At 60.1% G+C, this 12,557-nt stretch carries 9 protein-coding genes; 7 read left to right on the forward strand and 2 right to left on the reverse strand.

Features of this window, described 5'->3' with window-relative positions; translation table 11 throughout:
- Positions 1-71: 71 nt before the first annotated feature.
- Positions 72-1,418, forward strand: coding sequence for an NCS2 family permease (locus HX812_RS23715; protein WP_038847460.1), 1,347 nt, complete (start codon positions 72-74; stop codon positions 1,416-1,418).
- A gap of 11 nt (positions 1,419-1,429) precedes the next feature.
- Positions 1,430-2,068, forward strand: coding sequence for a LysE family translocator (locus tag HX812_RS23720; RefSeq protein ID WP_038847461.1), 639 nt, complete (start codon positions 1,430-1,432; stop codon positions 2,066-2,068).
- Here the strand turns inward: HX812_RS23720 and HX812_RS23725 are convergent.
- Positions 2,052-7,217: a dermonecrotic toxin domain-containing protein gene (locus HX812_RS23725; RefSeq protein WP_038847462.1), complete on the reverse strand. Its 5,166-nt coding sequence runs from the start codon at positions 7,215-7,217 to the stop codon at positions 2,052-2,054. The two genes, HX812_RS23720 and HX812_RS23725, sit on opposite strands and share 17 nt — an antisense overlap.
- A gap of 147 nt (positions 7,218-7,364) precedes the next feature.
- A complete protein-coding gene (gene uraH / locus HX812_RS23730) occupies positions 7,365-7,718 on the reverse strand; it encodes a hydroxyisourate hydrolase (RefSeq protein ID WP_038847464.1) in 354 nt (117 codons plus the stop codon).
- 345 nt (positions 7,719-8,063) lie between these two features.
- Between uraH and puuE the strand changes: the two genes are divergently transcribed.
- The 5 genes from puuE (at position 8,064) to HX812_RS23755 (ending at position 12,546) form a co-directional block, all read left to right on the forward strand.
- Positions 8,064-8,990, forward strand: a complete 927-nt coding sequence (puuE, locus tag HX812_RS23735) for an allantoinase PuuE (protein WP_016976357.1) — start codon at positions 8,064-8,066, stop codon at positions 8,988-8,990.
- Positions 8,987-9,502, forward strand: a complete 516-nt coding sequence (gene uraD / locus HX812_RS23740; RefSeq protein WP_038847466.1) for a 2-oxo-4-hydroxy-4-carboxy-5-ureidoimidazoline decarboxylase — start codon at positions 8,987-8,989, stop codon at positions 9,500-9,502. The genes puuE and uraD overlap by 4 nt, the downstream gene beginning before the upstream one ends.
- 41 nt (positions 9,503-9,543) lie before the next feature.
- A complete protein-coding gene (gene alc, locus HX812_RS23745) occupies positions 9,544-10,539 on the forward strand; it encodes an allantoicase (RefSeq protein WP_038847468.1) in 996 nt (331 codons plus the stop codon).
- Positions 10,540-10,689: 150 nt separating this feature from the next.
- Positions 10,690-11,193: an ureidoglycolate lyase gene (locus HX812_RS23750; protein WP_017137849.1), complete on the forward strand. Its 504-nt coding sequence runs from the start codon at positions 10,690-10,692 to the stop codon at positions 11,191-11,193.
- Positions 11,194-11,244: 51 nt separating this feature from the next.
- Positions 11,245-12,546, forward strand: a complete 1,302-nt coding sequence (locus HX812_RS23755; RefSeq protein WP_038847470.1) for a urate hydroxylase PuuD — start codon at positions 11,245-11,247, stop codon at positions 12,544-12,546.
- Positions 12,547-12,557 lie beyond the last annotated feature (11 nt).

Here is a 12,557-nt window from a genome sequence, read left to right on the forward strand (position 1 = left end):
CTCAAAGCGCTGTTGCCCACATCCGTGACCGGCGCTGGAAATAACAATAAAACTCTTGAGGAGTACTCGCTGTGGATAGCCGCAAATCCGAAGCCCCTACGCTGGACATCGCCCCGCCTAATAACAGTTGGCTAGAACGCCTGTTCAAGCTCAGCTTGCATGGCACCACAGTGAAGACCGAGCTGATCGCCGGCCTCACCACCTTCATCACCATGGCCTACATCATCTTCGTCAACCCCAACATCATGGCCGACGCCGGCATCGACCACGGCGCGGCATTCGTCGCCACTTGCATCGCCGCCGCGCTGGGTTGCCTGCTGATGGGGCTGTACGCCAACTGGCCGGTGGGCCTGGCGCCGGGCATGGGCTTGAACGCGTTTTTCACCTACACCGTGGTCGGCACCATGGGCTACACCTGGGAAACCGCGCTGGGTGCGGTGTTTATCTCTGGCGTGCTGTTCATGGGCCTGACCCTTTCCCGCGTGCGCGAATGGTTGCTCAACAGCATCCCCGTGAGCCTGCGCCATGCCATGGGCGCGGGCGTGGGTTTGTTCCTCGGGGTGATCGGCCTGAAAACCGCCGGGATCATTGTCGAGAGCCCAGCCACGTTGATCAAGCTCGGTTCGCTGCATGAACCCGCGCCACTGCTGGCGGCGGTGTGCTTCTTGTTGATCGCCATCCTCAGCTACCACCGCGTGTTCGGCGCGATCCTGATCAGCATCATCGCCGTCACCTTGGCTGGCTGGGGCCTGGACTTGGTGCATTACAACGGCATGGTGTCTACACCGCCAAGCCTGGCGCCAACCTGGATGGCCATGGATATCAAAGGTGTATTCAATGTCAGCATGATTAGCGTGGTATTTGCGTTTCTTTTTGTACACATGTTTGATACCGCAGGTACACTGATGGGCGTTGCGCAACGGGCCGGGCTGGTCAATGCCGATGGCAAGATCGACAACCTGTCCCGCGCATTGAAGGCCGACAGCGCCTCCAGTGTGTTTGGGGCGATGGTCGGTGTGCCACCGGTGACGAGTTATGTGGAAAGTGCGGCTGGCGTGGCCGCTGGCGGGCGCACCGGGCTCACTGCCGTGACCGTGGGCGTGCTGTTTGTGGCGGCGATGTTTTTTGCGCCGCTGGCAGGGATGATTCCGGCGTATGCCACTGCGGGCGCGCTGATTTATGTCGCGATGCTGATGATGGCAAGCATGGCCCATATCAATTGGGATGAAGCCACCGACAGCATTCCGGCGATCGTCACCGCGATCATGATGCCGCTGACGTTCTCGGTTGCCGATGGTATCGCCCTGGGCTTTATCACTTACGTGGCGCTCAAGACCGGCACCGGCAAGTACCGCGAGATTTCCGTGAGCCTGTGGGTGCTGTGCGCGATCTTTATCGCCAAATTCATATTTCTATAAAGGAGTAACGGATGAACCTGGAAACCTGGCTACTGTTCAGCGGCGCGGCATTGGTGGTGATCCTGATCCCGGGCCCCCTGTCATTGCTGATGATCAGCAACAGTCTCAACTACGGCCTGCGCCGCTCGTATCCAGCGTTTCTTGGTGGGGTGTTTGCCTCGATCTGCCTGTTGAGCGCTTCGGCCCTGGGCCTGGGCGCGCTGCTGCTGGCGTCGGAGCAATTGTTCAGCGCCTTGAAGATCGTCGGCGCGGTGTACCTGTTCTACCTCGCGTGGCAGAGCTGGCAGCAATCACGGCAACCGGCCAAGGCGGCAGAGGTGCCTTACAGCGCACCGGTGCCACGCTTTCGTGCACTGTTTGGCCGAGCCTTTGTATTGGGCGCCAGCAACCCCAAGGACATCCTGTTTTTTGCCGCGTTCCTGCCGCAATTCCTCCACAGTGACCAGGCCTTTTTGCCGCAGTTGCTGATCATGATTGCCACTTGGACCGTCCTCGACCTGCTGTGCAAGTTGTTCTACGGCCTGAGTGCCCACGGCGCTGCGCGTTACCTGCGTAGCGGCAAGGGTCAAAGCTGGTTCAACCGCGTGAGTGCAACGCTGTTCAGTGGCGCGGGGGTGCTCTCGCTGATCAACTTCAAGGCGTCATTTTGACGAAGTAAACACTGGGCGAAACATCCCCCGCGACAGGCCATTGGATGCCCGCCAGGATCCGGACCAAGCGTTGCTCCTGCAGCGCCATGTGGATCTCGGCGGATACAGTCGCCGTCATGTAATGCCAGTCTGCCGCGGCAATCCAGTTGTCCGTCAATCGACGGCCTAAATGCAGGTACCCCTTGTCAAACCAAGCGTAGGAAAGGTAGTACACCTGGCCTGGCGAACTGGGGTGCGTCGCGATCCCTTCTTGAGAGAACGTAGCACGACGTTTGATCCGGAACTCCCGGACAGTGAACCCTTGTGCCTCTAGCACTTCTTTGACGGCTGCACGCTGAGCGATATCTCTTTGTCCCGCAACCGCCTTGCCACCGCGATGGAGCGCTTTATCCAGCGGGAACGGTGGAACGAAGTCAACGCGATACATGCCAGGGGATGCACCCTGATAACTGATAAATGTGGTGCTCTCGCCCCGTTTGGAAGGTCGCAACAGCCTCAGCAAATCGTCCGTCTGCCCAAACCTTGCGGGAGGTGGGGGCAACCATTCGTCCAGTGTTGCTCGCAGATTGAGCAAATGCGTCGCCGTCGCAGGGCGCTGCGGGCCTGCCAACTCAACGATCCTGGCGACAACGAACTCCCGGGTTTTGCGGGTCATGGTTGGAAAGGCCTGACCCACGTACTCCGATAGTGGTCGATCGAACAGTGGTGCATGCAATCGCCATTCACCCATGGGTGAACGTGTTGCTGGAATAGGCTGATCACCTAGCGCTGTGCGGGTCCAACGATCTATATCCACATGGGCTAAAGAAACCAATGGCTCATTCTTCGTGATAAAGACGATGCGGTTCAAAGGCGCTTGAGGGCCTTGAGGCAGCAACCTGTAATAAGTACTCAACGGCCCGCTCAGGCTGGTGTTCGGGGGCGCGACGCGCAGGACATTCAAGTCAAACCCACGACCATTGATCGGGACACGAAATACGCCGGGCGCCGGGGAGCTCAATTGGCGCGTAATCGGAATGTGCATACGCCAATCCGGCCACTGGGGCGTCAACGCGCCCGATTGAAGAATCTTGTTTTCCGTCGCCGTTCGCACAATCGGCGGCCACCAGTCAGACGGCGGCTCCACCGGTGCATGCCAAGGAAGGAGGGGTTGCGAACTGGGCCCCGCTTGAGGTGCATCGGCGCCCAGCGACCATTCGCGGTCTTCCCGGATATAGAGCAGCAGTTCTCCCTCGGCCTCGCCACGCGGGCTCTTTACTCGCAACGCCGACTCATCGCCACGTCGATACACGGGATAGCGGTGCTCGCCGTCAACCAAAAACAGCTCGCCGTTTTTTACATACACGCCCTTCTCTCCCAGCCCTTGCAGCGGTAAGGCGCCTTCGGTGGAAAGGGGCTTGCTGAGGCGCTCCAACACCTTGACCGGGCGCGGCGCCGGCGGCAGTGACAAGTGGCTGCCCCGTCGATGCAGCTGGTTCAACCCACTGCGCACGCCTGCGGTCTTGGACGTTTTGGGCCCTGGTACGAATAAGCTCAGCAGGTCGATAAACACCATCAACGTCAGGAACGCCACATCCACCGCGTCCTCGGGGCGCCGGCTGTGGTGGTAGCGCTTGGCGGCCAGAAACAGTTCATACAGCCCGACCACCGTGCCAAGCAGTGGCACAAAAGACAGAATGCCGCGCAACGAGGCGTTCCATTGATCGCCAAGGCGCTGTTCACGGTAACGCGCCAGCGTCGCACCAGGCGTGGCTCGGGCATGGGCGCGTTGTTGGATTTCGAGCATGTGGGCGTGGGCGAGCAGTGCCTGGATATCGCTGTGTGCGGCCGGAACGAAATCCAGCCATGCCGTGGGGGCAGCGTCGATTTGCTCCTGGATATGAGCCTCGATGGCCTGCACGTCGGCAACGGGTAGGGTGTGTTTGATCTTGAATTCGCGAACCAGTCGATGGATCGCCTCGGTCGCCTCAAGTACGACGTTGCCAAATCTTGGCGTCGGCAAGAACCTGATCTGCAGTCCTGAAGGCATGGGCAAGGCGCCACGGCCGGGATAACTGGCCAACGCCTCGTGTTCCCAACCGGGCGCCACCCTGTATGCCAGCTCCTTGACACCGCCAGGCATGGCATTCAATTGATGCAATGCCGTCCTCGCCCGCTCCCACGTGCTGAACTCGGCCAGCACCGGAAAAACCGTCGCAGACGGCCAATACACCAGACACAGCAGGTTGAGCTGGTCGATGATCACCAGCACACCGGCGACATGCCGATCATGTTGCATCGTGTAGCCGCGCAGGCGCACAAAGGACAGGCTGATCTGGTGGCCGTTTTTGTACAGGTCGGCAGGTAAACGGGCCGACAATGCCGTGTTGAACAAGCTTTGGCCTGCCGCCGAGAGACCCTGCCGCGTGGCCGAATACAGCTGCATGCTAGCCAGGTGCTGCGTAGTCCGGTCAATCAACGGCCGGGAAAGCCCGGTGGGCGCCGGACGGAATGCACGCTGGATCAACGCGTCGTATTGACCGCCAATGTCCAGTGCCGACAATGTCTTGATCAAATAGCGCGGATTCAATCGCTCTTTCAACTCCGGCTGCAGGTAGCGCGCCCGGTTCAAGCGCCATTGCGTCCAGGGCGCCTGGGCGTCGAGGTTATGCAGGGCCAGTTCCAACAGGCTAAAGGTGGTGCGTTCGGAGCTGACGATCTTTTTGACGTGACGATCACCCACCACGCATTGACTGGAAAACCAGCCGCAATATTGAGAGCCGACATCATCGGGCATATTCAACAGCGGCTTATCCACATCCAGTTCCGGATAGAACCCATCCTGTGTCAGTTGCTGCACCAACAGCCCGCGGGCAAACCCATGCAACGACGGCAGGATTTGCCATAGACGGCTTTCCTGCGCCAGCGCGCTGGATACATAGCGGCGCTGCAAGCGCTGGTAGGGTTTACGCTGGTCCGCCGTGGCCGCGGCAAGCCACGCCGGTTGGCTTTTCCCCTGCTCGGCGGCGAACCGCATGAACGCCACATTGGCCAGGGCCAGCGTGCGGCTCTGATTAATCGGTACGCTCAGATGCTCGCGTAGCTCTTGCGCCAAGAGCGTTCGCCCCAAGGAAGCATCACTGACTTCACTGAATAACCGGCCAGGCTCATCCAGGCGTTTGTGCAGTCGGGCATGGTGCTCAACCTGCGTCTTGAAATCTTCATACAACACATCGTGGTCCACAGCGCTGTAGCCCACGTGCACCGACTTGGCCAGGCTAAAGCGTGCGGCAGAACGTACATCGCGGCCGATGCAACGCCACAACACCGAACTGTCACGGCTACCGAAGCTTGCGCGCAGCCCTTGGGACAAACGTTCCAGCTGCTCGAATACCGCCAGCCCGCCCAACTCGCCGCCCACCACCAAGACGACCGGCTGGCGCAGATTAGGCTCGGCCAGGGCACGGACAGTGGTGACCACAAATACGCTCATCAGGCGGTAGGCATTGTCTGGATGGTTGCCCACTGATACCTGCAACACCCGCGTGTCACTGTTGCCGCGCTGCGTCGCCAAGGGTGTGTTGATGACTTCCAGCAATCGGTCCAAGTGCACTTGCTTGATCAACCCAAGCCGGTGCTCAAGCTGCGCCGCCAGTCGCCAGGCCCGGCGCTGGGCGTTCAAGATCAGCGATGCGCGCTTAGAGCCACCGTCGGGACGCTCAAGCCAGAAGCTCGCGTCGAATAACCTAGCGTCTGCTGACTGAAGCCATTGGTTCACGGTCTCAACTTGGGTCTGGTGGTCTTTTTCAAGGGCCAGGAACGCTGGGTAGGCATCGCTGTGCTGGCGCAAATCTTTGTCCATCCACAGCGCCAGCAATGCGTTTTCATAGCGGCGCAGCTGCCGGTCGCCCCCCTTGCGCGGCAGGTCAGGGGACTGGCTCCCCAATACAATCTCGTGCTGGCGCCGCTGCCGGTCCCACTCCAGCAAGGCATCCAGACTCTTTCCGAACGGCAGGCCACGGCTCATGCGCTTGCGGCCCTTTTCGATAAACCCCAGCAACCGCGAGGCCCTGCGACTCGGCAGCGGGGTTCCCGACGCTGACGGCGCGGTGTAATCGAGCGACAACACCGCCCCCCATTCATTCTTCCATTGCTCGTCGAGCAAGGCTTGCGCACTGTGCGCCAGGGCGTCCTCCTGCACCATCACACCCGGCTGCAGCGGGATGTTCGCCTGACGCTTGAGCGGCAGGTAGTGCCAGGACTCACTCAGCAACGACCTCTGCACCCGTTCAGGCAAGTCCTGCTGTGCCTGACGCCAGGAACGAAACTCATGAAACGCACACAGCAACCCCGGCAGGTAAATAACCTGGGGCCCGTCCGCCGCCCCCGTTCGGTAAATGTGCAACGCTCCGGGAATCACCAGCGCACCGACGCTGGCATGGGGCCAGGCCAGCGTCCCCACTTGCACCGTGGCCCAGGCGCCGCCCGCACGCTGCCGCGCTTCGGCGCTGGGGGCGTCCACCAGTTGCTTGACCATCGCGTAGCCAGCTGGGGAGAGTTGAAACACCTGGTGGGCGAGAAAAGCCTGGTCGGCAAACGCGGTCTTGCGCAATTCAGCCCAGCGCTCCCGACGTGAGCGCCAGGAGCCAGGGGCAAGATGCTCCCAGTAACCTTTCATGGCGGCGTTGATCCTGGCTGGCAGATTGAGCTTGCTGACACGTGACAGCGCCTCCCAGGCATTGAAGGGCAATGCACGCTCGGGATCACCGGCAAGGCTCAGTGCCGTGAAGTGATGGAGGTTGATCGGCACACCGGGGTCACGAAACAGTGCCAGGGTTCGGTCCATCAGGCTGTCGACCTGGCGCGCGGGCTGCGGCGGTAGCGGCTCGCGAAACAGCAGGGTGTCCGGGTCCAGGGCAAACGCTTCGCGCAAGGCGTGGCGGATCACTGAGAGAATGCGCGGCGCCCGCCCTGCCAGCTCACCCAACTGTTTTGTGGTGTGCAGATAGCGCGCCTGGGTGGCATGCCACTGATTGATCGAGCGACTGGGCTGGGCCGCGCTGTTCAGGCGCCGCGTCAACCGCGTGCGAATCGCCGTCAGGCGTTCGTCCTGGGTAATGTCAGGGTCGTCGAAATCAAAGGGGGCAGGATCGGGTGTTTCGGTGCTCATGGCGGCATCTTCACGGCTGAAAAAAAACCGAGCCTAGGTAATCACCGTTTTGTCGGTGCGTTACATAAGTGCCAGACGAAAAAAAGCCCGCAGTGTGGGCGGGCGAAAAACCAACGAAGAGCTTTGGGGGTGTGAAGCAAGGTGACGCTAGCTACCGCGATAGGTGGAGTAGCTGTAGGGCGAAATCAGGAGTGGGACGTGGTAGTGATCCTGTTCGGCGCTGATGCCGAAGCGCAGAACCACTACATCCAGGAAGGCCGGTTCAGGCAGTTGCACACCACGGGCGCGGTAGTAGTCGCCGGCGCTGAATTGCAACTGGTACACGCCACTGCGGTAATCATCGCCTTGCAACAAGGGCGCGTCGCAGCGGCCGTCGCTGTTGGTCAGCGTAGTGGCAACCAGCTCAAGCTGCGCGCCTTCGACGCGGTACAGCTCAACCTTGATTGCGCTGCCGGGGCAGCCATGTGCGGCATCCAAAACGTGTGTGGTCAAACGTCCCATGGCGTCTACGCGCCTCCCGTAGTCAGTAGAAGAGTGATCCGCACTTTTTCAGGGCAGCGAAAAAGTCGGCGATGGCTGATTAAGACACTTTTTAAAAAAATTGTACACAATAAAAATCACAAACCTTTGAATCCGCCTACCGCCATTGCTCAGCAGGGCAATTGACCCGTTATCCTTGCTTTTAAAAGACCTTTTGTCCATTAGCTGACCAACCAGGCAAGTTTCTTGCTACACCATTCATCTAGAGCCCTGCAGAAAAAATGCAGAAATGTAGGCTTACAAAGTGCGCGATAAGTTGTATACAATCACTCATCGCTAACACGACGAACAAGAAGGAAGACTGCAGTGAGCGCTGACTACCCACGCGACCTGATCGGTTACGGCAGTAACCCTCCTCACCCCCACTGGCCGGGCAAGGCGCGCATTGCGCTGTCTTTCGTACTCAACTACGAAGAAGGTGGCGAGCGCAATATCCTGCACGGCGACAAAGAGTCCGAAGCCTTCCTCTCGGAAATGGTCTCGGCCCAGCCGCTGCAAGGCGCACGCAACATGAGCATGGAGTCGCTGTACGAATACGGCAGCCGTGCCGGCGTGTGGCGCATCCTCAAGCTGTTTAAAGAATTCGATATCCCGCTGACCATCTTCGCCGTGGCCATGGCCGCCCAGCGTCACCCGGATGTGATCCGTGCAATGGTCGAGGCTGGCCATGAGATCTGCAGTCACGGCTACCGCTGGATCGACTATCAGTACATGGACGAGGCCCAGGAGCGTGAGCACATGCTCGAAGCCATCCGCATCCTCACCGAGCTGACCGGCGAGCGCCCACTGGGCTGGTACACCGGCCGCACCGGCCCGAATACGCGGCGCTTGGTGATGGAGGAAGGCGGTTTCCTCTACGACTGCGACACCTACGACGACGACCTGCCCTACTGGGAACCCAACAATCCCACCGGCAAGCCGCATTTGGTGATCCCCTACACCCTGGACACCAACGATATGCGCTTCACCCAGGTGCAGGGTTTCAACAAGGGCGATGACTTTTTCGAGTACCTCAAGGACGCGTTCGACGTGCTCTACGCCGAAGGCGCTGAGGCGCCGAAGATGCTCTCCATCGGCCTGCACTGCCGCCTGATCGGCCGCCCGGCACGCCTGGCGTCGTTGAAGCGTTTTATCGAATACGTCAAAGGTCACGAACAGGTGTGGTTCACTCGCCGAGTGGACATTGCCCGTCACTGGCATGACACCCACCCTTTCAAGGGAGCCGCCAAATGACTGCGTTCCAGACCCTGAAACCCTCGACCCTGAGCCGCGATGAATTCGTCGCAGCCTTCGCCGATATCTACGAACATTCGCCATGGGTGGCCGAAAAGGCCTTCGACCTGGGCCAGGATCCCTCGATTGATGAAATCGAAACCCTGCACCAGCGTATGAGCGACATCCTGTTGAGCGCCGATCATGCCAGCCAGCTGGCCCTGATCAACGCTCACCCGGACCTGGCCGGCAAAGCTGCCGTCCAGGGCCAACTCACCCAAGCCAGCACTGATGAACAGGCTGGCGCGGGGATTCACCAATGCACGGCCGAAGAGTTTTCTCGCTTCACCGAGCTGAACGATGCCTACAAGGCCAAGTTCAAGTTTCCCTTCATCATGGCGGTAAAAGGCAGCAACCGGCACCAGATCCTGGCCGCGTTCGAAACGCGCATCCACAACTCGGTGGACACCGAGTTCAAGTGTGCACTGGCCGAGATCAACAAGATCGCGTTGTTCCGATTACTGACCCTCTAAACGACCATCCCCAGCCACTCTCTCTAAGGCAGACAAGAAGAATGAAAGCTTACGCCGTACCTTTCGAAAAGTTCGTCAACCTGGCCGACGCCCGCCTGGGCACCAAGATTCTTTCGGTGACCGATGACTGGTTCGCCGACGCCAACCGCCTGTTCCAGCCGACCCCGGCCGTGTGGAAGGAGGGCGTTTTCGATGACAACGGCAAGTGGATGGACGGCTGGGAGTCGCGCCGCAAGCGCTTCGAAGGCTACGACAGCGCTGTGATCCGCCTGGGTGTGCCGGGCAGCATCAAAGGCGTGGACATCGACACTTCATTCTTCACCGGCAACTTCCCGCCGTCGGCCTCCCTGGAAGCCTGCTTCCTGACCTCGGGCGACCCGGATGACAACACCCAGTGGGTGGAAGTGCTGTCGGCCGTCGAGCTGCAAGGCAACAGTCACCACTACCACGAGATCAACAACGACCAGGCGTTCAGCCACCTGCGTTTCAACATCTACCCGGATGGCGGCGTGGCCCGTCTGCGCGTGTACGGCGTGCCGTTCCGCGATTGGTCCTCGGTGGGCGACAACGAACAGGTCGACCTGGCTGCTGCACTCAACGGTGGTCGCGCCCTGGCCTGCTCCGATGAACACTTCGGTCGCATGAGCAACATCCTCAACCCAGGCCGTGGCATCAACATGGGCGACGGCTGGGAAACCGCGCGTCGTCGTACACCAGGCAATGACTGGGTGATCGTCGCCCTGGGCCATCCGGGCGAGATCGAGAAGATCATCGTCGACACCCTGCACTTCAAGGGCAACTACCCGGACACCTGCTCGATCCAGGGCGCTTTCGTGAAAGGCGGCACCGACAGCCAGATCGAAACCCAATCGCTGTTCTGGCGCGAACTGCTGCCGGCACAGAAACTGGAAATGCACGCCGAACACACCTTCGCCGAGCAGATCAAGGCTCTGGGGCCGATTACCCACATCCGCTTGAATGTGTTCCCGGATGGCGGTGTGAGTCGCCTGCGGGTCTTCGGTAAAGTTTCGAAGTAATCGCTAAACCTGTAGTGAGCGGGCTTGCCCCGCGCTGGGGCGCGAAGCGGCCCTGATTTTGGGGCGGCTACGCAGCCCAGCGCGGGACAAGCCCGCTCACTACAAAAGCAAGCAGATCAAACAACACAAAATTCGGATAAGAAGACAGCCATGCGCACACTCGTGATCGAACCCCTGACCAAAGAAGCCTTCGCCCCTTTCGGAGACGTTATCGAAACCGATGGCAGCGATCACTTCATGATCAACAACGGGTCGACCATGCGCTTCCACAAACTGGCGACGGTGGAAACCGCTACGCCTGAGGACAACGCCATCATCAGCATCTTCCGCGCCGACGCGCAGGACATGCCGCTGACCGTGTGCATGCTGGAACGACACCCGCTGGGCAGCCAGGCTTTCATACCGCTGCTCGGCAACCCCTTTCTGATCGTGGTCGCGCCACTTGGCGATGAACCTGTATCGGGCTTGGTCCGCGCCTTCGTCACCAACGGCAGGCAGGGCATTAATTACCATCGCGGCGTCTGGCACCACCCGGTGCTGACGATCGAAAAGCGGGATGACTTCCTGGTGGTTGATCGCAGTGGCACAGGCAATAACTGCGATGAGCATTTTTTCAAAGAGGATGAGCGTTTGATCCTCGCCCCCCACCAATAAGAGAAGGTCTGATCACCCGACAACAAGGGTGACAGGCGAGAGGTAAAGACTGTGGAAGCACATTTGATGGAATGGCTGAACCTGAGCGTGCGCTGGGTTCACATGATCACGGGCGTCGCGTGGATCGGCGCTTCTTTCTACTTCGTCTGGCTGGAAAACAACCTCAATCGCGTCAACCCCAAGAGCGGCCTGGCCGGTGACTTGTGGGCGATCCACGGTGGCGGCATCTACCACCTGGAAAAATACAAACTGGCCCCGCCGACCATGCCGGACAACCTGCATTGGTTCAAATGGGAAGCCTATTTCACCTGGATGTCGGGCATTGCGCTGCTGTGCGTGGTGTTCTACTGGAACCCGACCTTGTACCTGCTGGCTCCGGGCAGCAGCCTCAGTGGTCCGGAAGGCGTGCTGCTGGGCATTGGCTCACTGTTCGCCGGCTGGTTCATCTACTCCTTCCTCTGCGACTCGGCCCTGGGCAAGCGCCCCGCCCTGCTCGGCTTCATCCTGTTCGTACTGTTGATTGCCGCCGCGTACGGCTTCAGCAAAGTGTTCAGTGGCCGTGGTGCCTACCTGCACGTGGGTGCGGTGATCGGCACCATCATGGTCGGTAACGTGTTCCGCATCATCATGCCGGCGCAACGCGCGTTGGTGGCGGCAATCGCGGAGAACCGCACGCCGGACCCGGCACTGCCAGCCAAGGGCTTGCTGCGTTCGCGCCACAACAACTACTTCACCTTGCCGGTGCTGTTCATCATGATCAGCAACCACTTCCCGAGCACCTACGGCAGCCAATACAACTGGCTGATCCTGGCCGGTATCGCGGTGGCGGCGGTGTTGGTACGGCATTATTTCAACACCCGTCACAACAGCCAGAAGTATGCGTGGACCTTGCCGGTGGGCGCGTTGGCGATGATTTGCCTGGCGTACGTCACCGGACCAAAACCGGTGTCGACCGCTCCGGAAGTGGCCAAGGCGCCTGCCGCCATCGAGTACCAGCCATTGCCGGAAACGGCGTTGGGCGGTGGCTTGAAACCTGCTGCGCCTGCCGCACCCGCGGCACCTGCGGCTGAACCGGCACCGGCCCAGGCCACTACTGATTTCGGCCAGGTGCACAGCGTGATCGAGCAGCGTTGCACCGTGTGCCATTCGGCCAAGCCCACCAGCCCGCTGTTCAGCACCGCACCGGCTGGGGTGATGTTTGATACACCGGCACAGATCCAGCAACAGGCCGCGCGCATTCAAGCGCAGGCCGTGGCGAGCCAGATCATGCCGTTGGGTAACATCACCCAGATGACCCAGCAGGAACGGGATCTGATTGGCACTTGGATCAATCAAGGAGCCCGTACTAACTAACGATGTCCTGT

Origin of the sequence: Pseudomonas sp. IPO3749 (assembly GCF_013386605.1) — a bacterium.
GTDB classification, from domain to species: Bacteria; Pseudomonadota; Gammaproteobacteria; order Pseudomonadales; family Pseudomonadaceae; genus Aquipseudomonas; species Aquipseudomonas azotoformans_A.